This window comes from Methanosphaera sp. WGK6 (assembly GCF_001729965.1).
GTDB lineage: Archaea > Methanobacteriota > Methanobacteria > Methanobacteriales > Methanobacteriaceae > Methanosphaera.
This window is the reverse complement of record NZ_JRWK01000003.1, coordinates 1-25,887: the sequence shown is the minus strand read 5'-3', so window position 1 is coordinate 25,887 and position 25,887 is coordinate 1. Positions and strand designations below refer to the sequence as shown.

Genomic DNA, 25,887 nt, shown 5'->3' with positions numbered 1-25,887 from the left:
TTTAATAAATAGTATTAATTCATTATTATGATAACAATATTTTTAGCATTAATTATAGGAATAATTTTCGGAACAATTACAGGAATTATACCAGGACTTCATGTAAATACAGTAGGTATTATTATTTTTTCAATATCCTCAAAATTACTTAAAAATACATCAGCATTAGTTCTTTGTACATTTTTCGTTGCAATTTCATTAACTCATGCCATGTTAGAATTTATTCCTTCACTATTACTCGGAGTTCCAAATGAAGATACTATTTTAAGTATACAACCAGGACATAAATTATTACTTAATGGTAAAGGTAGAAAAGCTATACGTCTAATTAGTTTTGGTGGATATGGGTCAATAATTTCTTTGATAGTTACTATGCCAATATTATTTATAATATTACCCTTAGTATATAATAATTTAAAAGAATATATTGCTTATTTTTTAATTATAGCTATGATGATTATAATTTATAAAACAAATAGAACTATGATAACTTGTTTAGCAAGTGTTGTTATTTTTTTAATTTCAGGAATTCTTGGAATTGTAATATTAACCAGTAATTTAGGTAGTAATTTAGGATTACTTTGTATGTTATCAGGAGCATTTAGTATAAGTAATCTAATTTACAGTATAAATAATAATTCAAATATTCCTCCTCAAAATAAGAATAGAAGCATAGTTCTTGATTCAAAATTTAAAAAATCAGTATTCGCTGGAAGTATATCAGGATGTATTTTAGGTCTTTTACCAGGATTAGGTCCAGCTCAAGGAACATTACTAGCCCAAATTTTAACATTTAGTAAAAATATAACTTCTGAAGATTTTTTAGTAACTAATAGTGGTGTTAATGTATCTGATACATTATTTTCATTACTTGCTATTTATTTAATAAGTAATCCTAGAAGTGCAATAAGTGTTTATGTTAATATTTTAATTCAGAATATCACAATATATCATATCATATTTTTTATTTTTGTTAGTTTAATTAGTGTTTCAATAGCTTGTATTATTTCTATTAAAATAGGAGATTATTTAATTAAACATATCCAACAAATAAATTATAAAAAAATAAATATTATTATAATTATTAGTATAACTTGTTTAATTATATTATTCACAATATTTACTAATGGATGTATATGGTACGTTATACTTTGTTATATTACAAGTATTGCTTTAGGAATTCTTACAAATAGCCTTGATTTAAGTAAAAGTAATTTGATGGGTATATTAATAATACCATCTATTTTAATATATTTAGGATTAATTTAAATTATAATTACTTCATTGCATACTTTTTTCAAAGAATTTTCCAAATCATCCGTTTTCATTCCAGGAAATGCATCTATAAAACCCACATCATATTTTTTATCAATACATTTTATTAAATCTTGAATAGATTTATTAGTTATACTATATTTATCTGAAGAAATTTGATTTACATCAAGATTAACTTTTGTTGTATCTATAGCAGATGAATAAATATCATTAAATAATACTTTCTTAGCATTTTTCATAATAGCATAAATTCCAAGTGTTCCTGGACCACACATAGCATCAATTACAGTAGGATTATCATATTTATCTAACACATTGTCAACATCTATAATTTTTTGTGATTTAACCTTAGGATATTCAATATGAATTTCTGATTGTTTTTTGAAAATACATATATTTCCAAAATCAGTTGGTTGAATATCACATCGTATATCACAACCAGCTAATAATTCATAGTGATATATTTCACTATTCTCATCAACTTGACCCACAATTTTATTAACATCCCCCTTAATAACTGCTTTTACTTCCGGAACATTAACATATATTTCTTTAGCTGTTTTTTCATTAATATTATTTATTATTAAAACTAATGAATTTTCTGATAAAAAAGGTGATTCATCTAAAGGTAATGCTGGCGTTATTAAAGGTGTACCTACATTTCTTATAGAACTATTAGACGATAATAAATCATTTGAAATTAAAAATTTAAGTATATTGGCCATTACAAAATCAATATGTCTTTTTCCACAAGAAGCACATTTATATGAAGTATTATCAAATTCATTTAATTTTATCTGCCGTTTAATAGGTATTGATTTTTTTAATGTTTTAGTAAAACAATCCTTACAGGGTGCATAATAATCATTAATATTCTGTAATATATTATCTTTAGAATCAATACAATTTGTATCACAATTACATTTCATAAATTAATATTTAATTTTTATATAATACATAATTTTATAAAAAGGTAATAATAAATTATATATTTGTAATAATAAATTATGAAAGAAAAAAAATATTTACCAACATATACTTCAAAAAAAATACCTTCATTAAATAATGAAGAATTCAAATTATACAACGAAATAAAAGAAAAACTAATTAAATCAAAAATACAAGAAAATAATTTAATTATAGAAAAAACAGAATTATATAATATAATTAATGACCATACAACAAATGAAAATATTAAAAATAAATTATTAAATGACTTGAAAGGCCATGGAGAAATTGACAACTTACTAAGAGATGATGCACTAGAAGAAATTATGATAATTGGACCAAACAAGCCCATATACGTTTATCATAGAACAAAAGGCATGATGCTAACAGACATCATACTCAAAGAACCAGAAATTCGCCAAATAATTGAAAAAATAGCAAACAATATCCAACGAAAAATTGACAAACAAACACCATTACTTGATGCACGATTAGAAGACAATAGCAGAATAAACGCAACAATACCTCCATTAACACCAGATGGTCCTACATTAACTATTAGAAAATTTAGAAAAGATCCATATAATATAATTAACCTAATAAATATGAATACAATCACCTCCGAACTAGCAGCATTTCTATGGGTTGTTATAGAAGGATTAAATGTTAAACCATCAAATATTTTAATATCAGGAGGTACAGGCTCTGGAAAAACAACAACACTCAACACACTAACCTCATTCATACCACCCCATGAACGAATAATCACAATAGAAGATACATTAGAATTACAAATACCCCATGACCACATAATCCGTACTGAAACAAAACCACCAAATATAGAAAATAAGGGTGAAATTACTATGAATTTACTTTTAAAAAACTCCTTACGTCAACGTCCTGATCGAATTATAATAGGAGAAGTTCGTTCTAAAGAAGCAATAACATTATTTAGTGCATTAAATACAGGTCATTCTGGAATGGGAACATTACATTCAAATTCAGCACAAGAAACAATAACTCGCCTAATTAACCCACCCATGAATGTTCCAAATATTATGATTAATTCCATAGATTTTATTATTATGCAAAATAGAATATATCATCCTCAAAAAGGTGTTGTCAGACGAATAACAGAAGTTGCTGAAATTGTAGGAATGGAAACAGATAAAATACAATTAAATAAAATATTTGAATATGACCCCAATAAAGATAATCTTACATATGATGCAATACATTGTAATGCTTTGGAAAAAATTGCAACGTTAAGTGGTATTAGCTATAATGACATTAATAATGAAATTAAAAAACGAAAAAAATATTTAGAGAATTTTATTGAAGAAACAATGAACATACAAGAATATATTAATAACTACTATCCAAGAAATGATTCAGAAAATATTAATTAAAATTGGTTCTTTAACTATTTTATTATATAGTCAAATAATAAATAAAAAAAGAATAAAAAGAACAGAAACAAGAAATCAAATAATAGAAGACAATATAAATAAAGAATTACTAAAAAATAAAGCAATTATCATTGAAAAAGAAAAGAAAATATATTTAATTATTATAATTATAAGTATAATTCTTATATTTATTAATACAACTTTAAGTTTAGAAATCATTCTATTTATCATACTAATATTCTTATATAAACAACAATTACCTAAAATAAAAGAAAATAAAAAACGTGAATTAATAATAAAAGAATTACCCTTTGCTTTAAGACAATTATCAATAGAATTAAAAGCAGGAATAGGATTATTTGATTCAATGAGAAATTTATCAAATAGTAATTACGGAGAATTATCAAATGAATTTAAAATCACATTAAATGAAATACAATATGGAACTAATTATATTGAATCATTTAATAATTTATCCAAAAGAACCAATATTGAAATTCTAGATAAAGTAATATATCAAATCATCAGAACATTAAATAATGGAGGTAATTTAGCAAATACATTAAATATTATAGCACGTGAAAATTCTAGAAATATGAAAATTAAATATGAAGAATATTCAAAAAAATTAAACTCAATCATGTTATTATACATGTTTATAGCTGTACTTATCCCAGTAATAATATTTATCATAATAATTGCAGCCACTACCACAATTGGAGCCATTATTAATCCAGAATTATTACTAATATTATATTTAGTATTTTTCCCAATAATTATTAGTTTTATGATTATATTTATAAAAAAAATGGAACCTACTCTTTGAATTGAACAATACATCTAATCTAAGGATAATAAAATATTAAGTCATTGACTTTTAAGATATTCACAAAAAATTGATTTTAAATAATACCTATTTCGGCTTCAATTGTAAAATAAAGAAAATTTTACATGAAAAAATTTATTTTTTGGCTAACACTACTTAGAGAAAAAAAAATATTTCTAAAATTAAATAAAATTTTAATAATTACTAAAACCTAAATAGATATAAGTAAAAAACTAATCGAAGGATACTAAATTGAAGAAAAAAGAACAAGATTTTATTAAGAATTTTCGTGAAGATCGGGAAATTATAAGTTCATTTCTTGTGAAAGATAAAGAAATGAAACGATCAAAAACTAATAAACCATATCTTGAATTAACACTACAAGATAAAACAGGACAAATTAAAGGCAGAATGTTTTCTAACCAATCATCTAAACTATATACAGAAATAGAAATTAACAATGTATGGAATATTGTAGGTAAAATTCAAGAATTCCCATCGAATTCAGGAAAATATAACATCCTCATAAATAAATTACATAAAACACGTGAATATGAAGATAAAGATTTTATAAGAACTATTGAAAATTTTGAAAGTCATGTAGATTACCTCTTTAATACAATTAAAGAAATTAAAAATCCTTATTTAAAAAAAACATTACATAGATTATTTGATAATGATGAAATATGTAGCGATTTTTTAAGTGCACCTGCAGCTAAGATACATCATCATAATTATAAAGGTGGCCTTCTTATTCATACCAATGAAGTTATAGAAATATGTAAAACTTTAACTAGGATATATGAAGATTTAAATTATGATTTATTAATAACTGGTGCTATATTACATGATATCGGAAAAATAAAAACATATTCTTATAAAACTGAGGATATTGATATAACTTATGAAGGTCGTATGTTAGATCATATATTTATTGGATCTAATCTTGTGGAAAACATATTAAACGACATAAATGCTCCTGATGATTTGAAAATAAACTTAATTCATCTCATATTAAGTCATCATGGTGAAACTTCATTAGGTTGGGGATCTCCTGTAGATCCAAAAACTTCTGAAGCAAAAGCACTGCATTATGCTGATGACATAAGTGCTAAAATAACAAGTTCACTGGAAAATTATTGAAATTTAAAATTTAATCTACATTAATTTAATATAGAAAAAGAAAGATACTATAAGTAGTACTAATTTTTAAAAAAAAATATTTTATGAATAAAACATTGAATATTTAATAAAAAAAATACTTATCAAATTTAGTCATGATAAAAAACAAAGGTGTAATGAATGGACAAAATTAAAATAGCAATTGTTGGACTTGGAAATTGTGCTAGTTCATTAATTCAAGGAATTTACTATTATGAAAATAAAACTGCGGAAGATGTTGATGGATTAATGCACTGGACTATAGATGGATATAAACCATCAGACATAGAAGTAGTTGCAGCTATTGATATTGATAAAAGAAAAGTTGGAAAAGATGTGAGTGAAGCTATTTATGCAAAACCAAACTGTACAACAATATTCTACCCAGATATGAAAGAAATAGGTGTAACTGTATCAATGGGAAATGTTCTTGATGGTGTAGCACCACATATGAAAGACTATAAAGATGATTCAACATTTGTTATTTCTGATGAAGCTGAAAAAACTAAAGAAGAAATTGTAACATTATTAAAAGAAAGTGGTGCAGAAATTTTAGTCAACTATCTCCCTGTAGGATCAGAAAAAGCAGGAAAATTCTATGCAGATTGTGCTCTTGATGCAGGAATTGCTTTTATAAACTGTGTTCCTATTTTCATAGTAAGTGATCCAGAATATGAAGCTAAATTCCGTGCAAAAGGAATACCATGTGTTGGTGATGATATAAAAGCACAAATAGGTGCTACAATCACACACAGAACATTAGCTAATTTATTCAAAAATAGAGGAGTAAGATTAGACAGAACTTATCAATTAAACACTGGTGGTAACACTGATTTCTTAAATATGTTAAATCATGATCGTTTAGCATCCAAAAAAGAATCAAAAACAGAAGCAGTACAATCCGTATTAGGTCATAGATTAGAAGAAGATGACATTCACATAGGCCCTAGTGATTATGTACCATGGCAAAAAGACAACAAACTTTGTTTCTTACGTATGGAAGGTAAAACATTTGGTGATGTTCCTATGAACATAGAATTAAGATTAAGTGTTGAAGATAGTCCTAATAGTACAGGTTGTGTAATTGATGCTATAAGATGTTGTAAAGTAGCATTAAATAGAGGTATTAGTGGAGCTTTAACTTCAATTTCTTCATACACAATGAAACATCCACCAGTTCAATACACAGACGATATTGCTCATGAAAAAGTAAATGAATTCATTGAAGGCAAAATAGAACGATGAGTTCTATTCTTATTCTTTTTTTAGAAAATATTAATAACTAATTTTATAATAAAGAAAAAAGGGAAAAGATTATTCTTTCTTAATTACTTCCTTATGTTCATTATTTGGTATAATTTGCATTTTACCATCATCATATATTGTATTTAATTCATCACCATCCATCATATAATGTAAACATATAGCTAATGCTGCTACTTCTGAATGTGGTTGATTTGTAACACTTAAATTCCAATCAGCAGCTTCATAAATTTCAGTAGGTACTCTTGAACCACCAACAATGATTAATTTATCTTTACCATTATCTCTTATTTCAGGAACAACATCTTCCACATGTTTACCATACATAGTTAAATGAATTATTTCATAACCCATTTTTATATGTTCTTTAACTACTGGCATGTATGCTTTACGATATTCTACTTGAAAATCACCACCCCAATTTTCAACAACTTTTTCTGCAGATTCAATAATATGTTTATCTCGTTCACCACTTAAAATTACTTTATCTGCCCCAAAAGCTCTTGCTGTTAAACATACATGTGTTGTAATTCTTGTATCTCTTCCAAGTCTATGATCTAATCTCAAAACTGTTATCATTTAATTAACTCCATTATTAGTTTTATAATAACATTAAATTTAAATTCAATATTATGAATACTAAACAAACTACTCTTGCTATTTCATTAGATGCACCTAATATATCTCCAGTAACACACCCAAATTTCTTATCAGCTATTGATGATAAATATAAACCAGATATGACTGATGCAAAAACTGCAAATATTCCAGTTATCTTTAGCAAAAAGTAACCTATTATTAATGAAATTATAATCGTAAATACTAATACTTTGTAGTCCATTCCTTTTTTAATTTCTGCTCCAATACCTTTTTTATCACTTTTTCCAAAAACCATTGATGTTACCATAGATAATTTTGCACACAGTTCCATTAAAATAACAGAAGGAATTATATAATTTAAAGAAATTGAAGATAATGCAGCAATTGTAATTGTTGCTACAATAAAAAATGTGGCTATTCCACCAGTACCCACCATAGAATCTCTCATAATATTTAATCGTTTTTCAGGTTCACCATGAGCCATTAACCCATCACCCATATCCATGACACCATCCACATGATTAAAACCTGTGAACCATATTAAAAAACAATAAATTAATGTTGCTGTTAGTATACTTGTAAAACCCAAAATATTATTTAATATAAATACTATTATTGCTGCAATTATACCTATACCTAAACCAATATAAGGCCATATTATAACACTACTTGCCATTTCCTCAATAGTTATGTACCGTTTAATAGGAATTCTTGTTGAAAATGAAACTAATCCTAAAAATCCATTAAGTGATGGATTAACTTTTGCTTTTCTATTAAAATTATTTTTTTCTGTACTCATATTATCACTTATTTAAAATTAAGGTTCAAATATTTTGGACATACATCCTGCAATTAAACCACCAATTATATCATCCACAGATGGTCCTAAAACACTTAAAATTCCGGGTTTTTTTTCATCATATAATTTAAAGTTAAAAATTGCCTTAGTACCTGCTATTTGATTTGCTATAGCCATACCCATTATTTCATCCATATATAAATAAGCTGGATCATCATCCACATTTACTTCCCTTATTCTGTAATGTTCATAATCTTCTTCTAATCTAATTGCTGCTACCAAATAAGAGATAACATTAATATCTTCTAATGAATGTAATAATTGTTTACGAAATTTTTCCCTAATTATTTTTTCATCTTCATCAACACCAACTACTAATTCCATAGCAGCATCTTCCATATTTTCTAATGTCACTCCAATATCTTCCATGTATTTTATAATATTTCTAGGATAACCTAATGCATTTAAAGATTTTCTTAAGGCTTCATCAACTAATTCCTTAATTTCATAAAATAATGAAATATCAAAAGGTAATGGTACATCTGATTTAGATTTACAAGCTATGAATATCGTATTATAAAAATTACCTAATTCATTATCAAGTTTATCCTTACCTATTGCATCTGTATCCCATGATGTTGTTGAAATTGTTTCTGTAACTGTACGAAAAATATTCATTAAAGTTAAATTATCTAATTCAACATCCAATAATACACTGATATTCGTGAAAAATTTATTTTGAATTTTTTCTACAGAACTTATAATTACTATACCATTTCTTTGAACAACAATTCGTTCCAAATCAGGAGTATTATAATAATGATTATCAAATTTTGTTGCATATTTAAAATCATAATTTTCTCGATTAGCTAAAATATATAATGGTACTTCACTTTCTATAATTAATCCATTATTTTTCTCATAAGTTTTTATCCCATTCATGTTAATTTCCATAACTAACATCTCTTTTAATTCTTAATTCATTCTTTATACACTTATACTAATTTATACTTTATTAATAATCAGATAAAAAGTTATTATTGAATTATTATTTAAAAATACAAATTTACTTAAGAAAATAAACATATGATTAATTTAAATTGAAAAATACATATATAATAGCATATAGAATTAATTATATATATATGACAAGAAGTATGGAGAATAAATAATGGTATTAATAATAGATGCTCAAACATCAGGTTTAGCAGGAAATATGTTTATAGGAGCTTTTATTGATTTAGGTGCTGATGAAAAAAAATAAAAAAAGTAATTAACACATATGCAACAAAATTTGGAGATATTGAAATAGAAATAAATAAAAAATCCAAATCAGGAGTTATATCCACATATGCTAATATTCAAACTACAGATAACAGTCCTAGACACTATACTGAAATTATAAAAAAAATTGATGAAATAACAGAAGAAAATTATCCCAACAATACACTTATTTCAAAAACAATAAAATTATCTAAAAAAATATTTAAAACAATAGCCCAAGCAGAATCTAAAGTACATGGAAAAACATTAGATGAATTACATTTTCATGAAGTAGGCTGTGCAGATGCTGTTGCAGATATAATTGGAGCATCATATGCATATCATTTACTTAAATTAGATGAAGAAAAAATATATGCATTACCTGTTGCAACTGGACAAGGTACTGTTAAAACACAACATGGAATACTACCCATCCCAGCCCCAGCAGTCCTTAATATATTAACAGATGTTCCAACAATAGGTGGACTTGAAAACACAGAACTTGCAACACCCACTGGCTGTGCAATTCTTGTTAATATCACGGATGAATTTGTTTCATCATACCCCTATCTTACTAAAAAGAAAATTGGATATGGTGCTGGTAAAAAAGACTTAAAAGTTCTTAATGCATTACGATTAGTCCATGCTGAAACAACAGTTGAAAAAGATACAATCACAATACTCGAAACAAATATAGATACATTAACGGGAGAAGTTTTAGGTAATTTATATGATAAATTACTTAGTGAAGGTGCAAGAGATGTTAGTATTATACCTACTATGATGAAAAAAAATAGACCAGGCCATATTGTAAAAGTTATTAGTCGCAACAGTGATGCAGAACATTTAGTTAAGATTATTATGGAAGAAACTGGAACATTAGGTGTTCGTATGATACCTACAATCCATAGAGGTGTAGCAACAAGAGAAAATGTTTATCATGAAATAAATATTAATGATACTCTTGAAAATATAAGATTTAAAATTGGATATATTGATGATAAAATAATAAAATGTACTCCAGAATATGAGGATATTAAAAAAATAGCTGATAAAACAAATATCCCTATAAAAGATTTAATGAATATAGTAGAACAAGACTATAAAAGAAAACTAAGAAGTGAATAAAAAATGTCAAAACCTAGAGGAATTACTGTTCTTTCAGGAGGATTAGATTCAACTGTAGCCACATCTATTTATTCTGAAAAATATGATTTAACAGCACTAACATTTAATTATGGACAACAAAGTCTCGAAAAAGAAGTAAGTCATGCAAAAAAAATATGTTCAAAATTAAATATGAAACATATTATAATTGATTTACCATGGCTTAATAAAATAAGTAATTCAACCCTGACAACAAATGATGAAATTCCAAAAATATTGGAGAAAGATCTAGATAACTTAGATATTACTAGAGAAACTGCAAAATCAGTATGGGTTCCTGCAAGAAATACTATTTTTTGTAGTATTGCATTAGCTTATGCTGAAAGTATAAAAGCAGAAATAATAATAGTTGGTTGGGATTATGAAGAAGCCCGGACATTTCCAGATAACTCAAAAGAATATCTAAATGCATTTAATGAAACTATAAAATATGGATCATTTGATAATATCAAAATAAAAGCTCCTTTGATTGATATGACAAAAGAAGATATTGTAAATACTGGAAAAAAATATAATGCTCCCATGAATTTAAGTTATTCATGTTATACAGGACATGAAAAACATTGTGGTGTTTGTGAATCCTGTAAAAGAAGAAAAAGAGCATTTATTCAAGCAAATATTAATGACCCTACTGAATATGAAATATAAGGAGACTAAAATTTAATGAATAAAATAAATTATAAAATTAAAAAATTTTATAAAACATTACCTACCCCCGAATTTCATAAACGATTTTATAACTGGGACATAGTGCAAGGATACTGTAAAGAATGTTCAAGATATAATTCTAATTATTCTTGTTCACCCCTTGATATTAACGTTAAGGATTATATTCTGAATTTTGATTATATTGATATTATTGTTACTCAATTAATATTTGAAAAAGAAGATTATTCTAATGAATATTCAAAAGAAGAATTAAATAATCTGTTAAATGAAACTTTCTTTAAAGAAAAACAAAAAGTAGTAGATAAAGTTATTGCAGATGAATCTAATTATACGAAAGCCCAAAGTTTAAGTGGACCTTGTAATTATTGTGCTCATAATTGTAAAGAAATATATGATAAATGCATTCATCCTGAGATAAGAAGATATTCACTAGCATCATTAGGAATTGATAGTAGAAAAATATTAAAAGATTTATTTGACATTGAATTATTATTAATAAATGGTAAACTTCCAAAATACCTTAATAACATCACATCAATTTTATATACAAAATAACCTCAGAAAAAGTTTAAAAAAAGAGAAAGATGATTATTCAATAACCATTAAAACATCATCTTTTTCAACAGTATCTCCTTCAGCAATGAAAATATCTGTTACTTGACCAGTTTTATCTGCTTTTACATCATTTTCCATTTTCATAGCTTCAAGAACTGCAACTGTATCTCCTTCATTTACTTTATCACCTACTTTAACTTTAAGTTTAACTATCATACCTTGCATAGCTGAAGTTAAACCATTTTCAATAGATGTTTTAATTTGTTTGGATGAAGGTTCCATCTCCATATAACCTGTTGGTAATACTTTGACATTGAATACTTCACCATCAACTTCAACATCATATGATGTAGGTATGCTTGAAGCAGTATATTCAACTTTAGGTTCTGGTATTTCTTCTGCTACAGCTTCTCCTTTAAGGAATTTTTCACCAACTGTTGGATATAACACATATGTTAAAAGATCTTCTTCTTTTTTCATTAAGCCCTCTGCTTCTAATTTTTTACGTGCTTCATCTAATTCAGGATCTAATAAATCTGCTGCCCTACATGTTATTGGTTTTTCATCACCATTAGCTTTTTTATATAATTCTTGATTGATTTCAGAAGGTGCTCTTCCATAATATCCTTTAAGATATTCTTTTACTTCTTTAGTGATATTTTTATATCGTTCACCCATCAATACATTCATCACTGATTGTACACCCACTATTTGACTTGTTGGAGTTACTAATGGAGGATATCCTAAATCTTTTCTTACGTTAGGTATTTCTTTTAAAACATCCTGATATTTGTCTATTGCATCTTGTTGTTTAAGTTGAGATACTAAGTTAGATAACATTCCACCAGGAACTTGATAAATTAACACATCAGCGTCAATTTTAGAAGCTAATGGATCAAATAAAGCATTATATTTTTCATTTAAATCTGAGAAATAATCTTTTATCAGGGATAATACTTTTAAATCAATACCTGTATCATATTGTGTTCCTTGTAATGCTGCAACTACACTCTCTGTTGGTGGTTGGGATGTTCCTCCAGAAAATGGAGATATTGCAGTATCTAACATATCTACTCCTGCTTCAACAGCAGCTTCATAACTCATAAGAGTCATACCACTTGTACAATGACTGTGTAAATTTATATCCAAGTCAACCTCTTCTTTTAATGTAGTTACTAATTCTTTTGCAACACCCGGTGTTATTAATCCAGCCATGTCTTTTATAGTTATTGCATCACAATCCATAGCTTCTAATTCTTTTGCAAATTCAACATATTTATCAATTGTATGTACAGGACTAATTGTGTAACTTATTGTTCCTTGAACATAGGCTCCTTGTGCTTTTGCTGTTTTAATAGATTGTTCCATATTTCGTGAATCATTTAATGCATCGAAAATTCTGAAAACATCTACACCATTTTCATAGGATTTTTCAATAAATTCTTTTACCACATCATCAGCATAATGTTTGTATCCTACTAAGTTCTGACCTCTTAATAACATTTGAATAGGAGTTTTCGTTAAATGTTCTTTAAATGTTCTAAGTCTTTCCCATGGATCTTCATTTAAAAAACGGATACATGTATCAAATGTTGCTCCTCCCCAAGCTTCTAATGAAAAATATCCTGCTTTATCCATATCTTCTAATATAGGAACCATATCTTCTGTTCTCATTCGTGTAGCTATTAAAGATTGATGAGCATCACGTAATGCAGTTTCTATGATTTTAACGTTTGCCATATATGACACCTGCCTTATATTTTTTGTTAAATAATGTACAATTTTTTATGAAAAATGTTATTAATCAATACACTATTTATTAAGTTAATTTATAATTTAATAAAAAAATGTAATTATCTAAATTTCCAACTTCTTATTTTATATTGTTTATATTTGTTTAAAGTAATATACTAATTTTACTATTTTAAATAAATATATTATAAAATAAATATGGAATCCATTGAAAATAAAATTTAATTTTAAAAAAAAATAGTTTAATAATGAAAAAAGATAATTTAAATTGAAAATTATAAATTATCTATTTTAATCTTTTACCTGTTATAGGTTTTTTGTTTTGCCAACTGTATTTTCTTAATCTTTTGGATCTTCCGAATCCACAAGAAGCACAGTATTTTTTAGTTGGGTTGTAAGCATTCCTACCACATCTTCTACATCTTATGTGATTTTTTTTGTTACGTTTCCCAAATGATGGTGTTCCTTTCACTATTATTTCCTCCAATATTAATTTGTTTAATAATAAATGAATATAATAAACCTTTTCAAAAAAAAGGTAAAAAAAGAAGAATAGAAAAGTTCCTCTATTCTATTAGATATACGATCGTTATACCTCAATACTCACTAATTAAATAATTAGAGTATTTTCTAATAAGGACGATTAATATTAATAGATTTAAACTACTAAGTGTCCTTTAATTAATTATCCTGGTGATATGTATACTATGTTATCTCCACGAACTAAAACTACGCCTAATCTACGAACAGATTCCCCATCAACAAGTTCTTCTGCATCATTGATTACTAAATTCATATGCATATCAAAGCTTTGTAAAGCTCCTCTGAATTCTTTTCCACCTTTAAGTTTAATAAGAACTTGAGAATTTAAAGCTTGTCCTAATGCATCTAATGGTCTAGATGTATTGTTATTATTTTTTTGATCGTTCACTATTAATCACCTTATCAATAATATATATTCTTATTTGTTTCGAATTATATTTAAATGTATCTATACATATAATTAAACAAATAATTATCTATCATTACTAATATATTTAGCCATACTATAACATATAATTTACTGATTAAAAATAGAAAAAAGAAAATATATTTTGATAAAAAACATGATTAAAATATAATTTTAAAATTAAAACAACAGATGACAAAAATAAATAACCTTATTTAAATGATAACAAATTATAAAAATTGGAGATTATCAAATTGAAAATTAAAAAACGGAATTTCTTAAAAAATAAAAAAATAAAAGAAATTAAAAAAGAATTAGGAAATTATGGAGAAATTATACCTAAAAAATCACAAGTAGAACTAGTTAAAATTGAAGAATTACCTGATATTTTATTAATTGATGGAAAACCTCTATTAATGCAGACAGATGATAAAATTATACCTACACTTAAAGCAACATTAAATCTAGAAATCACAGAAAAATATGCAGTAGTAGACATGGGTGCTATTAATTTTGTAATAAAAGGTGCAGATATTATGTCACCAGGAATTGTTGATGCTGATAAAACAATAGTCCCAGGAGATACAATCATTATAATTGATGAAACACATAAAAAACCATTAGCTATTGGAACTAGTATGATTACTGGTCAAGAAATGATAGAAAATAATAAAGGAAAAGCTATTAAAAATTTACACTATGTTGGAGACCCAATATGGGAATTAGAAATATAGGAAGATAGGTAATGAGCAAAAATAAGTTTAAATTAAAATATAATTCAGGAAAAATACTATCCGAAAAAATACATGAAATTGGTATAATAGCTTTAGGTTCACATAGAGAAAACCATGGAAGTGCATTACCTATAGATACTGATTCAAAAATTGCTGCAAATGTAGCATTGAATGTTGCTACAAAAACAGGTGCTACATTTTTAGGAATATTTTATGCTGCTACTGAATTTGACTATGTGAAACATGGAATTCATTTGTCAAAAGATGATTTAATTTATAATCAAATAATACCTCAACTAAAAAATAGTAAAGAACAGTTAAATATCAAAAAAGTCATCATTGTAAATGGACATGGAGGCAATAATCAAATTATAAATGATATGGATATAATTTCAAAAGAAACAAATCTTCAAATTATATTTAATAATTCTATAATTGAAAATGAAGGTCCTCATGCATGTACTGGTGAATTATCCATGGGGAAAGTATTGGGCTTTCTTGATGAAACTAGACTAGAAGAACATAATGATTTTAATAAAAATCCAGAAGTAGGAATGGTTGGTCTTAAATTAGCAAGAGATAATGAACCTATCATCAATAAAGAAGCAGAACATATAGAAAAAGAAGGTTTTGTAGTTGATGAAAAACTAGGTAAATTACTATTAGAAAATGCTGAAAAAAAAATAATAAAAGATATTAAATCATTATTATGATTATTTACCCAGTTCTATTTTTTTAATTAATTGTTTACATTGATTACTTGTTTTTTTATTATTAAAAGCTAAACTAATCCTCGAAATAGCTTCTAATGATCGTATTACTTGATCCAACCATGTGAAAATATCCCCAGAATATATTTGAATATTATAATTAGTCATAAAAAACTTACTTATCCTATTTGGACTCCAACCATGTAATCTTTGTCGTATAATTTTATCAGAAATATTTGTTTCAAAACAATTGCAAAATGGCCTTTCCTTACAATTACAGGATAAAAAATCCATTTGTAATTCTACTAATTTATCAACATATTGTGAATCTAGTTTTGCTATTACTTCACCTGATGTAATTATATCTCTTGTTGAATCTGCAAATAGTCTTGAACTAATATTTGTTTTTAATGCTGATGATAATCTAGTCATCAATCTATTACTTAAATATGCATTGATAAATGGTTCAATTTTCTCAATAGTTATTAATGGATCCTTTTTTAAATGTTGTTTAATGTATTCTGCTTTAGATATGTTTAAAAAAGATATTGATACTGCTCGACCATATTTTGTAGGTAAATATATCCATTTATCTCCTTTTTTATTTTTTATAAGTTTTTTATCAACCAAAACATCAATTACTTCATCAAATAAAACAGGTGAATCTATTTTATTATATCGTTTTTTAATTTTATGAATATCTGCACAATATATAGCGGAAATATCCGCTAATACTTGTTCATATGCATCATCTTCTCCATATTCCACTTTGATATTATCCACATCACTATCCAATAATTGTATAGCCATTTCTTCTTCAGAACCATCAGTAAATTCCTTACCTAATTCTGGAAGTAAATAAACTTTCCCCATATCATGAAATGAAGGTCTTCCAGCACGTCCCAACATTTGTGAAAATTCATTACTAGTTAACCATTTATTTCCCATGCGCAATGTTTCAAATAGTACTTGTGAAGCTGGAAAATCAACTCCTGCTGCAAGCGCTGCTGTTGTTACAACAGTTGAAATATCTTGATTAGCAAAATCTTTTTCAATTTTAACTTTTTTTGAGTAAGATAACCCTGCATGGTATGCTGCAGTTGTTATTCCTTTTTTCTCAATTTGTTGAGCTATTTTATGTGTTTTTTTTCGTGAATTAGTGAATATTATTGTTTGACCTCTATAACCTTTAGAGGATTTCGTATCAAATTCTTTCTTAGATAATCTACCTAACAAATCTTTTTTATCATACTCATTTTTTGTAAATATTAAATGACGTTCAAGAGGTACGGGTCTTTCCTTATATTCCACAAGTTTCATTCCAAAATTATCAGCTATTTGTTTAGAATTTTTAACAGTAGCTGATAATCCAATTAATTGTGCATCTGGAAAAATACTCATTAATCTTTTAATAAGTCCATTTAATCTAGGTCCTCTTTCTTCTTCATCAAGCATGTGAATTTCATCAATTACAACAGTCCCTATATTCTTTAATTGATTATGATTTCCTGACCGTAATAAAAAATCAAGACCTTCATATGTTGCTACAACAATATCTGCATTTTCCACAGATTTATTAGTAATTGTTAACTCACCTTTAGCTTTTATACGGTTTGAACCTACTTTAATTGCCACATTTAATCCAAGAGATTTATACTTTTTTTTAAAATCCCTATATTTTTGATTAGCTAATGCAACAAGAGGTGTTAAATATATGAATTTTTTATTTTCCATTGCCTTAGGTATTCCTGCTAATTCACCAACAAGTGTTTTTCCTGATGCTGTTGCTGAAACAATCATTAAGTTTTTATTTTCAAGAAGTCCTGATTTTAATGCTAAAATTTGAACAGGCAATAACTGTTTTACTTTTTTTGATAAAATATTTTTGAAATTATTAGGTATTGGAAGTTGATTAACCTTTACTTTAGAATATTTTGTTTTTTTAACAGTTATTTTATCATAAATTGTTAAATCATCATTTTGAATAGGATTGAATTTAGGATTAAATATTTGTAAAACTTTTTCTAGATTATGAGTTTTTTCCAATAACTTTTTAAATCCAGGAAATGCAGCTTTATTATATCCTTTCAAGTCCATTACTCGTTTAATTTCTTTTTCAGCACAATTTTTACATATATATTCACCATACAAATTATATGAAGCTGATTTCTTCAATATAGTTATATTACCTTCAAATGTGCAATGTCTACAAATATGGGTTAATTTAAAAGGAATATTTAGTGAATTTAACATAGATTCTATTTCTTCATCTTCAGTAGCTAATAAAACATTTTGTTTTCTTAAAGTTCTAATAACATCCTTAGGTGATTTTAATGTTTCTATATTATCTTGTTGTATAATGAAACGTTGTGGTCTTATTTTTCCATCGATTTCTTGAAGTTTAAAATAACTATAAAAGAGAGGTTTTCTCTGATTATTTAATGCACCTTTTGCAGAACCTATAGGATACAATTCTACTATTTTTTTATTACGTCTTAATATTATCATATTATCAAAAAAGTTTCTTTAAAAATAAATCCAAAAATTATTATATCTTTCTTAATTTTTTTTCAATATACTATTATTTTTAAATTAATTAGTATATTATAATATTTAAAATATAGCTTATAATATATAATTATAGAATTATAAAAAATCAAGATTAATACTTGAAAGGATGTGAAATTCATGTATAATATGGGAGCATCAACAAAACCAGGTTATGATATTGCTAATAAAAGTAGAGAAATTATTAAATCACTGATAGATGATGAAACTAAAAATTTAACATATGAAGAAAAAGATATTGTAGAACGTGTTGTTCATTCTACAGCAGATCCAGAATATGCAAAACTTGTTAAAATATCACCAACATTTGTTGAAACGGCACTAAATTGTTTTGATAATAATGAAGACATATTAACAGACATTAATATGGTTAAATCAGGAATTACTAGATATAATGGTAAAGTAATGTGTTATATTAGAGATGAAAGAGCTATTAAACTTGCTAAAAAAGAAGAAATCACTCGTTCCGCAGCAGCTATGAGAATTGCAGCAGATGATGGATTTAAAGGAGTTGTTGCTATAGGTAATGCACCAACTGCACTATTTGAAGTTATAAAACTGGTTGAAGAAGGTCAAATGGATGCTAAAGCAATTGCAGGAGTTCCAGTAGGATTTGTAGGAGCAGCTGATTCAAAAGAAGCATTATCTCAAACAAATATTCCTTACACTATAACTACAGGCCCTAAAGGTGGAACACCTATTGCTGTAGCAATTATAAATTCACTATTAAATATTAGGAAAAAAGATTAGGAGACATCTTATGAATTTCGATAAATCTAAAAAATTATACGAAGAAGCAGTGAACTATTTACCCGGAGGTGTTAATTCACCAATACGTGCATATAAACCATATCCTTTTTTTGCAAAACGTGCAAAAGGATCAAAAATATATGATGAAGATGGTAATGAATTTATAGATTATTGTTTAGGTTATGGCCCTATAATATTTGGTCATGCAAATGAAACAATTGTTGAAGAATCAATAAAACAATTACAATTAGGAACTGATTATGGAGTACCTTCTGAAAAAGAAATTTCTCTTGCAAAAGAAGTGATTAAACGTGTTCCATCTGCAGAAATGGTTCGATTTACAAATTCTGGAACTGAAGCTACCATGAGTGCCATACGCTTAGCAAGAGGAATAACTGGCCGTAATAAAATAATTAAATTTGAAGGAGCTTATCATGGAGCTCATGATGCTGTACTGGTTAAATCAGGTTCTGGAGCTGCTGGAAAGCCAGATTCTCCAGGAATTCCAGAAGACACTACAAAAAATACAATACTTGTACCATTTAATGATGAAGATGAATTAACAAGAATCATCAAAGAAAATAAAGAAGAAATTGCATGCATTATTATAGAACCCATTATGGGTAATATAGGTTGTGTTCCACCAAAAGATGATTATTTGACTTTTTTACGTGAAATAACTGAAGAAAATGATATTTTATTAATCATTGATGAAGTAATTACTGGATTCAGAATAAGTAAAGGTGGAGCTCAAAAATATTATAATGTAACACCAGATTTATGTACTTTTGGTAAAATTCTTGGTGGTGGATTCCCAATAGGTGCTATTGCAGGTAAAAAAGAATACATGGAACAATTCACTCCAAGTGGAACTATCTACCAAGCAGGTACATTTAGTGGAAATCCTATGTCAATTAATGGTGGATTAACTGCATTTAAAATATTAGATGATAAATTCTACAAAGATTTACATAATAAAGGAGAATACTTCCGTAATGAAATCAGAGCCATTTTAAATAAATTAGACATTAATTATCAAGTTAATGGTGTTGAATCTATGACTCAAATTTATTTTACAAATAAAGAAGTTTATGATTATAAAACAGCACAAACCACTGATACAAAAGGATTTTTAAAATATTTCCATAATTTATTAGAAAATGGAGTATTTATTGCACCATCCCAATATGAATGTACATTTTTATCCTGTGCACATAGTATGGAAGATATTGATAAAACTATTGAATCCATTGAAATATCTTTAAAAAATATATAAGAATAATTACATTCCACTCCTCTTTTCTATTTTTAATAAAAATTCTAAATATTAAAATAATAAATAAAATTATGTTAACTTCTTAACTAAATATCTATTTTAGAAAAAAAGTAATATAAATTAAATATAAAAAAATAATAGGTTTAAAGAAATGAAGATTGCAATCGGACTTGGAAAAAATAAAAATGTATTAGAGGCTATAAAACAATTTTCATTTGATTTTGAAATAGCAGAAACTAATGAAGATTTAATTAAATATATTCATGACCCCACTATTGATGGTGTTATAAGAGGATCACTTGAATCAAGTGTAATTAAAGAACTTAAAAAAGAATATCCTAATCTATTTCGTGCATCAATACTTGAAATTAATAATCATAAATTCATGTTAACTCCTGTTGGAATTGATGAATGTGACACTATTGATGAAAAAAAAGAAATTATAAAAGAATGTTCTAAAATTATATCAAAAACAGGCAATACTCCTAAAATAGCTCTTATTTCTGGAGGACGTAAACAAGATAAAGGTCGTAGTCCCAAAATAGATAAAACAATTCGTGAATGTGATATTATAGTAGAAGAACTTAAAAACGATTATGATATCAAACATTACTACATATTAATTGAAGAAGCCATAAAAAATCAAGTAAATATAATTGTTGCTCCTGACGGTATTATAGGAAATATAATTTTTAGAAGTTTAGTTCTAGTATCAGGTGTAACAAGTTATGGTGCAATTACCTTAAAACAGCCAAATATATATATTGACACATCACGTTCACAAAGCGTACAAGGGTATGTTAATTCAATTAAATTAGTATCCACAATTATTAATTCATTGAAAAAATGAAAAAATTTATTATTTGAATTAAGACATATTATAATATATTAAAATTTAAAAAGGGGAGTTTGAAAAAGATGATGTTACTACAACCATTATATTCCTTATATGAATGGTATATCTCCAGAAATCTAGATAAAACTAAAATGCCAAAACATGTGGCAATAATCATGGATGGAAATAGACGATATTCAAAAATACAAGGAAATATGAATGCTATAGAAGGACATAGAAGAGGAGTTGATACTCTAGAAAATGTCCTAGAATGGTGTATAGATTTAGGTATAGATATAGTAACAGTATATGCTTTTTCAACAGAAAACTTCAATCGAACAGAAAAAGAAGTATCTGATTTAATGGATTTGTTTGTTGAAAGTTTTTTGAGTATTAGTACAAATAAAAAAATTCATAAAAATAAAGTACGTCTTAAAGCTGTGGGAAAATTAGATTTATTTCCTGAAAAAGTTAGAGATGCTATTAAAAATGCTGAAGAATCCACTAAAGAATACAAAGATAGATTAGTTAATATTGCTATGGGTTATGATGGCAGAGTTGAAATTGTAGATGCATTTAAAAAAATAGCAAGAGATGTTAAAAAAGGTAAAATAGATCCAGATGATATCACAGAAGAATTAATAAATAACAATTTATATACAGCTGGATTAGAAGACCCTAATCTTGTAATTCGTACAAGTGGAGAGGAACGTTTAAGTGGATTTTTATTATGGCAATCATCTTATTCAGAACTATATTTCACAGATAGTTTATGGCCAGAATTAAGAAAAGTAGATTTTTTAAGAGCAATAAGATCTTACACAGAACGACAAAGAAGATTTGGAAGATAATAGGAGAGTATAAATATGATAGATGCACATTGTCATTTAAACTTCCCCATTTTTGATAATACACGAGATGAAATAATTAAAAATACAAAACCCGAATTTAAATTTTTAATTGATTCCGGAGCTAGTTATGAAAGTAATGAACGATCACTAACATTATCCCAATCAGATAAGAACTTTATAAAAACAACTATGGGGTATCATCCAGAATATACTGGAAAAGACAATAAAGAAACTATTAATAAAACAATAAATCAAATTATTGATAATTTAGACAATATACAAGCTATTGGAGAAATAGGTCTTGATTTTTCAAAAGAACGTTCAGAAAATGAACTTAAAAGACAACATACTGTTTTTGAAAAACTTTTAACTATTGCAACAGAACATGATATGCCTATTGTATTACATGTACGTAATGCAGAACAACATGCCTTAGATATTGTAAAAAAATATACTGAAATTCCAAATGTCATTTTCCATTGTTTTAGTGGAACAAAAGAAACCGCAATGGAAGCTGTAGATTATGGATATTACATATCATTTGCAACTAATGCTCTTTTTTCAAAAAAACATAAAAAGAATATAAAAAAGGTACCTCTTGAAAATATGTTAACTGAAACAGATAGTCCTTATTTATCCCCAATAAAAGAAGAAAATAATCAACCATTAAATATTAGGAAAACAATCGAACGTATTGAACGTACCAAGAATATTGATTTTATAGATATTGAAAAACAAACAGAACAGAATGCTAAAACAGTGTATAATTTATAAAAGTGATACTATGAAAATAAATGACATGTTAAAAATGTATATTGATAAAAGACATCAATATGAAACTAAAATTCAGAAAGATTTATTAAAAATTGAAGAATCTGTTATAGATATAGTGGAAGTTGGAGATTATTTTAGTGTAAAAAATGAAGATATATTAATTACTATAAAAGCAGTGAAGTATGAAAATAACAAACATATTGCTATATATACAAATAATAATCCTGAAGAAATTATTTTTAGTAACTTAACTTTAACAGAACATCCTGATTTAATTTTATGGATTATTCAAAATGATGAACTTATTAAAGAAGGATTTAAAGAAGTTTTAATAAATGCTGTTCGCAATGGTGAAAATATTATCAACACATTAAAAGCATTGAAAGTTAATTATGAGTGATTATTTTGAAACCTTATGTTCTATTAAATTCTGCTATGACTGTTGATGGTAAAATTGCAACTGAAAATAGTTCCATGAAAATTTCTGGTAAAAATGATTTGATTCGTGTACATCAATTACGTAAAAAATATGATGGGATAATGGTTGGTATAAATACTGTCATAGTAGATAATCCTAAATTAACAATCCATAAAATACCTTCTGAAAAAACAGACAATCCTGTCAGAATTATAATAGATAGTAATGCAAGAACCCCCCTTAATTCAAAAATATTAGACAATCAAGCTGAAACTATTATCATAGCATCTCAAAAAGCACCATTAGAAAGAATTAGAAAATTAGAAGAAAAATGTACTATTATAATATCAGGTACCAATTCTGTAGATTTAAAACAAGCACTAAATAAACTTTATAAATTAAATATAAAAAGCATTTTATTAGAAGGAGGTTCTACCCTCAATTTTTCAATGTTTAAAGAAGAATTAATAGATGAAGTATCTATCTGTATTGGTTCTAAAATTCTTGGAGGTTCTAATTCAAAAACATTAGTTGATGGTTTAGGTTTTAATAAGAACAACTGTGTTGAGTTAAATCTAAAATCATATACTCTTATTGATAAAGATATATTATTAAAATATACGGTACAATACAAATAAAAAAAATTATAATAATCCATGTTTTTTAAGGATTTTTTCTGGATTATCTTTCAATACTTTTGAAACTTCTTTTTCAGGAATTGAAGCACCTTTTGCTACAACTTCTGCTAATCCATAAGTAATTAAATCCCCTGGTGCATGTGTATCTGTATCTACAATAAGATTTGCTCCTAATTCTAAACCTAATTTTGCTACATGCCCATTACCAAGACAATGCCCACCCCTAGCACTTATTTCTAAAGAAACATCATTGTCTATTGCTATTTCTACCTCATCAGCTGTAATTAATCCAGGATGTCCAATAATATCTACAGACGGTGATTCTGCAGCCATTTTATTTGTTCCTTCTTTTACTGGCTCCACTGGTGTTTCACCATGAACCACAACTATTTCAGCACCATACTTCCTTGCTTTATTTGCTAGTTTATCAATTACTTCAGGAGGTGTATGTGTAATTTCTACCCCAGGTATCACATCAATATCCCAATAATCTCTTATATCATTTGCTGCTTTTGCTATTTGAGCTGCTACTTCTATATTTGATGCATCAACATGATCCGTTATTGCTATTGCTTTATGATCTAAAACATCAGCTCTTCTCACTAATTCAGATGGTAATAATTCACCATCACTAAAAATACTATGAGTATGTAAATCTATTCTTTTATTTTCAGACATTATATCTTCCTCTATTAAATTACTTTTACTATGATTTTATGAAAATTTTATTATATAATTTTATTTATGAATATGAAAAGATATAAATAATTATATGATTAATGAAATTAAAGTATTTGTACCTGCACATATTACAGGTTTTTTTGAAATTATTCCAAACAATAATCCCTATTTAAAAGGATCAAAAGGTGCTGGTATTACATTAGATGATGGTGTTATAACCCATACAAAAATTAGTGATGGAACTGGAAATATTAATATATATACAAATAATAAGAAAGAAGTTTTAAATACAATAAGTTTAAAAACTATTGAAATTATTAAGAAGAAATATAACTTAAATTTATCTTCATATGATATTACTATTAATCATGAAAGTAAATTACCAATTAGTGCAGGATTTGGAACTAGTGCTGGTTTTGCATTAGGTATTAGTTTTACATTACCTGTATTACTTGGAATTAATATTACATATAAACAAGCAGGTGAAATAGCCCATCTTGCTGAAATATCACAATCAAGTGGATTAGGTGATGTGATATCTGAAATTTATGGAGGTTGTGTCATTAGATTAAAAGAAGGTGCACCATCATATGGAGTAATTGATAAAATTCCAATCACCCGCCCTATATATGTTATAACTAAAACTATTGGTTTACTTGAAACTAGTGAAATTATTGAAAATCCCCTTCATCAAAAACGTATAAATAAAAGTGGAAGTATTTTACTGAAAAGAATTTTAACAAATCCACACATCACTAATTTCATTAAATTATCAAGAATATTTGCCAACGACACACAACTAATAAACTCAGAACTACAAGAAATTTTAGAAATATTAGATGAAGAAAGCATAGGTTCATCCATGGCTATGTTAGGTAATACTGCATTTGCATTATCTTATACACCAGATACATCTATAGAAAAAACAAACATTACTAAAATAAATACAACTGGAATTAAATATCTTCAAAAATAAATTCAATAAAAAAAAATAGATTACAATGTGATTAAAATTA

The 25,887-nt window shown here is 26.4% G+C and carries 28 protein-coding genes; 19 read left to right on the top strand and 9 right to left on the bottom strand.

The annotated features are described in order from the left end of the window. Positions 1 to 27: 27 nt before the first annotated feature. Positions 28 to 1,269, top strand: coding sequence for a tripartite tricarboxylate transporter permease (locus tag NL43_RS02140; protein ID WP_069592404.1), 1,242 nt, complete (start codon positions 28 to 30; stop codon positions 1,267 to 1,269). Here NL43_RS02140 and NL43_RS02135 read toward each other — a convergent pair. Beyond that, complete coding sequence (locus tag NL43_RS02135; protein WP_069592403.1) at positions 1,266 to 2,204, bottom strand: 50S ribosomal protein L11 methyltransferase; 939 nt, start codon at positions 2,202 to 2,204, stop codon at positions 1,266 to 1,268. The two genes, NL43_RS02140 and NL43_RS02135, sit on opposite strands and share 4 nt — an antisense overlap. A gap of 78 nt (positions 2,205 to 2,282) precedes the next feature. On the opposite strand from NL43_RS02135, the gene NL43_RS02130 reads away from it, so the two are divergent. The 4 genes from NL43_RS02130 (at position 2,283) to NL43_RS02115 (ending at position 6,864) form a co-directional block, all read left to right on the top strand. Beyond that, a complete protein-coding gene (locus tag NL43_RS02130) occupies positions 2,283 to 3,632 on the top strand; it encodes a CpaF family protein (RefSeq protein WP_069592402.1) in 1,350 nt (449 codons plus the stop codon). Next, positions 3,610 to 4,458, top strand: coding sequence for a type II secretion system F family protein (locus tag NL43_RS02125; RefSeq protein WP_069592401.1), 849 nt, complete (start codon positions 3,610 to 3,612; stop codon positions 4,456 to 4,458). Before NL43_RS02130 ends, NL43_RS02125 begins: the two co-directional genes overlap by 23 nt. A 252-nt stretch (positions 4,459 to 4,710) precedes the next feature. Next, on the top strand, positions 4,711 to 5,601 hold the full coding sequence (locus NL43_RS02120) for a 3'-5' exoribonuclease YhaM family protein (protein WP_069592400.1): 891 nt from the start codon (positions 4,711 to 4,713) through the stop codon (positions 5,599 to 5,601). A gap of 159 nt (positions 5,602 to 5,760) precedes the next feature. Continuing rightward, positions 5,761 to 6,864 (top strand): inositol-3-phosphate synthase, encoded by a 1,104-nt coding sequence (locus tag NL43_RS02115; protein WP_069592399.1) that lies wholly within the window; start codon positions 5,761 to 5,763, stop codon positions 6,862 to 6,864. Between the two features lie 69 nt (positions 6,865 to 6,933). Here the strand turns inward: NL43_RS02115 and NL43_RS02110 are convergent, their stop codons facing one another. From NL43_RS02110 to NL43_RS08125, 3 genes are read right to left on the bottom strand one after another with little or no spacing between them, the layout of a single operon-like run. Then, complete coding sequence (locus NL43_RS02110) at positions 6,934 to 7,461, bottom strand: hypothetical protein (protein ID WP_069592398.1); 528 nt, start codon at positions 7,459 to 7,461, stop codon at positions 6,934 to 6,936. Between the two features lie 22 nt (positions 7,462 to 7,483). Beyond that, the gene (cobS, locus tag NL43_RS02105) at positions 7,484 to 8,281 is read right to left on the bottom strand and encodes an adenosylcobinamide-GDP ribazoletransferase (RefSeq protein WP_069592397.1); all 798 of its coding nucleotides are present in this window, start codon (positions 8,279 to 8,281) and stop codon (positions 7,484 to 7,486) included. 18 nt (positions 8,282 to 8,299) lie between these two features. Continuing rightward, positions 8,300 to 9,235 carry a phosphatidylglycerophosphatase A gene (locus NL43_RS08125; protein ID WP_241776200.1) on the bottom strand — a complete coding sequence of 312 codons (936 nt, stop codon included), beginning with the start codon at positions 9,233 to 9,235 and terminating at the stop codon, positions 8,300 to 8,302. A 217-nt stretch (positions 9,236 to 9,452) separates the two neighbouring features. Here NL43_RS08125 and NL43_RS08405 point away from each other — a divergent pair, with 217 nt between their 5' ends. From NL43_RS08405 to NL43_RS02085, 4 genes are read left to right on the top strand one after another with little or no spacing between them, the layout of a single operon-like run. After that, the gene (locus NL43_RS08405) at positions 9,453 to 9,545 is read left to right on the top strand and encodes a nickel insertion protein (RefSeq protein WP_241776199.1); all 93 of its coding nucleotides are present in this window, start codon (positions 9,453 to 9,455) and stop codon (positions 9,543 to 9,545) included. After that, positions 9,542 to 10,672: a nickel pincer cofactor biosynthesis protein LarC gene (gene larC, locus NL43_RS02095; RefSeq protein ID WP_371325640.1), complete on the top strand. Its 1,131-nt coding sequence runs from the start codon at positions 9,542 to 9,544 to the stop codon at positions 10,670 to 10,672. Before NL43_RS08405 ends, larC begins: the two co-directional genes overlap by 4 nt. A 3-nt stretch (positions 10,673 to 10,675) precedes the next feature. Further along, entirely contained in the window at positions 10,676 to 11,359 is a 684-nt protein-coding gene (queC, locus tag NL43_RS02090) for a 7-cyano-7-deazaguanine synthase QueC (RefSeq protein WP_069592396.1), read from the top strand. 15 nt (positions 11,360 to 11,374) lie between these two features. Beyond that, entirely contained in the window at positions 11,375 to 11,935 is a 561-nt protein-coding gene (locus tag NL43_RS02085; RefSeq protein WP_069592395.1) for a DUF2284 domain-containing protein, read from the top strand. Between the two features lie 33 nt (positions 11,936 to 11,968). On the opposite strand, the gene oadA is transcribed toward NL43_RS02085, so the two are convergent. From oadA to NL43_RS02070, 3 genes are all read right to left on the bottom strand, one after another. Then, a complete protein-coding gene (gene oadA / locus NL43_RS02080) occupies positions 11,969 to 13,675 on the bottom strand; it encodes a sodium-extruding oxaloacetate decarboxylase subunit alpha (protein ID WP_069592394.1) in 1,707 nt (568 codons plus the stop codon). 298 nt (positions 13,676 to 13,973) lie between these two features. Then, positions 13,974 to 14,162 (bottom strand): 50S ribosomal protein L37e, encoded by a 189-nt coding sequence (locus NL43_RS02075; protein ID WP_198923181.1) that lies wholly within the window; start codon positions 14,160 to 14,162, stop codon positions 13,974 to 13,976. Between the two features lie 210 nt (positions 14,163 to 14,372). Continuing rightward, positions 14,373 to 14,618, bottom strand: a complete 246-nt coding sequence (locus NL43_RS02070) for an LSm family protein (RefSeq protein ID WP_069592392.1) — start codon at positions 14,616 to 14,618, stop codon at positions 14,373 to 14,375. A gap of 266 nt (positions 14,619 to 14,884) precedes the next feature. Here NL43_RS02070 and NL43_RS02065 point away from each other — a divergent pair, with 266 nt between their 5' ends. Both NL43_RS02065 and arfB read left to right on the top strand, forming a co-directional pair. Continuing rightward, complete coding sequence (locus NL43_RS02065; RefSeq protein ID WP_084790357.1) at positions 14,885 to 15,370, top strand: RNA-binding protein; 486 nt, start codon at positions 14,885 to 14,887, stop codon at positions 15,368 to 15,370. An 11-nt stretch (positions 15,371 to 15,381) separates the two neighbouring features. Then, positions 15,382 to 16,083, top strand: a complete 702-nt coding sequence (gene arfB / locus NL43_RS02060) for a 2-amino-5-formylamino-6-ribosylaminopyrimidin-4(3H)-one 5'-monophosphate deformylase (RefSeq protein ID WP_069592390.1) — start codon at positions 15,382 to 15,384, stop codon at positions 16,081 to 16,083. On the opposite strand, the gene NL43_RS02055 is transcribed toward arfB, so the two are convergent. Continuing rightward, entirely contained in the window at positions 16,084 to 18,588 is a 2,505-nt protein-coding gene (locus NL43_RS02055) for a DUF5814 domain-containing protein (RefSeq protein WP_069592389.1), read from the bottom strand. Between the two features lie 180 nt (positions 18,589 to 18,768). Here NL43_RS02055 and NL43_RS02050 point away from each other — a divergent pair, with 180 nt between their 5' ends. The 7 genes from NL43_RS02050 (at position 18,769) to NL43_RS02020 (ending at position 24,190) form a co-directional block, all read left to right on the top strand. Continuing rightward, on the top strand, positions 18,769 to 19,398 hold the full coding sequence (locus NL43_RS02050; RefSeq protein ID WP_069592388.1) for a cobalt-precorrin-8 methylmutase: 630 nt from the start codon (positions 18,769 to 18,771) through the stop codon (positions 19,396 to 19,398). 10 nt (positions 19,399 to 19,408) lie between these two features. Beyond that, on the top strand, positions 19,409 to 20,674 hold the full coding sequence (gene hemL / locus NL43_RS02045) for a glutamate-1-semialdehyde 2,1-aminomutase (protein ID WP_069592387.1): 1,266 nt from the start codon (positions 19,409 to 19,411) through the stop codon (positions 20,672 to 20,674). A 151-nt stretch (positions 20,675 to 20,825) separates the two neighbouring features. Further along, positions 20,826 to 21,524: a methanogenesis marker protein Mmp4/MtxX gene (gene mtxX, locus NL43_RS02040; protein WP_069592386.1), complete on the top strand. Its 699-nt coding sequence runs from the start codon at positions 20,826 to 20,828 to the stop codon at positions 21,522 to 21,524. Positions 21,525 to 21,592: 68 nt separating this feature from the next. Continuing rightward, complete coding sequence (gene uppS / locus NL43_RS02035) at positions 21,593 to 22,360, top strand: polyprenyl diphosphate synthase (protein ID WP_143741306.1); 768 nt, start codon at positions 21,593 to 21,595, stop codon at positions 22,358 to 22,360. Positions 22,361 to 22,375: 15 nt separating this feature from the next. After that, positions 22,376 to 23,134, top strand: coding sequence for a TatD family hydrolase (locus tag NL43_RS02030; protein WP_069592385.1), 759 nt, complete (start codon positions 22,376 to 22,378; stop codon positions 23,132 to 23,134). A gap of 10 nt (positions 23,135 to 23,144) precedes the next feature. Continuing rightward, positions 23,145 to 23,534 (top strand): hypothetical protein, encoded by a 390-nt coding sequence (locus NL43_RS02025; protein ID WP_143741305.1) that lies wholly within the window; start codon positions 23,145 to 23,147, stop codon positions 23,532 to 23,534. Positions 23,535 to 23,539: 5 nt separating this feature from the next. Further along, positions 23,540 to 24,190 carry a 2,5-diamino-6-(ribosylamino)-4(3H)-pyrimidinone 5'-phosphate reductase gene (locus NL43_RS02020; protein ID WP_069592383.1) on the top strand — a complete coding sequence of 217 codons (651 nt, stop codon included), beginning with the start codon at positions 23,540 to 23,542 and terminating at the stop codon, positions 24,188 to 24,190. Between the two features lie 6 nt (positions 24,191 to 24,196). On the opposite strand, the gene NL43_RS02015 is transcribed toward NL43_RS02020, so the two are convergent. Continuing rightward, a complete protein-coding gene (locus NL43_RS02015; RefSeq protein WP_069592382.1) occupies positions 24,197 to 24,868 on the bottom strand; it encodes a histidinol phosphate phosphatase domain-containing protein in 672 nt (223 codons plus the stop codon). A 94-nt stretch (positions 24,869 to 24,962) separates the two neighbouring features. Here NL43_RS02015 and NL43_RS02010 point away from each other — a divergent pair, with 94 nt between their 5' ends. Then, on the top strand, positions 24,963 to 25,847 hold the full coding sequence (locus NL43_RS02010) for a pantoate kinase (protein ID WP_069592381.1): 885 nt from the start codon (positions 24,963 to 24,965) through the stop codon (positions 25,845 to 25,847). The last annotated feature ends 40 nt before the right edge of the window (positions 25,848 to 25,887 follow it).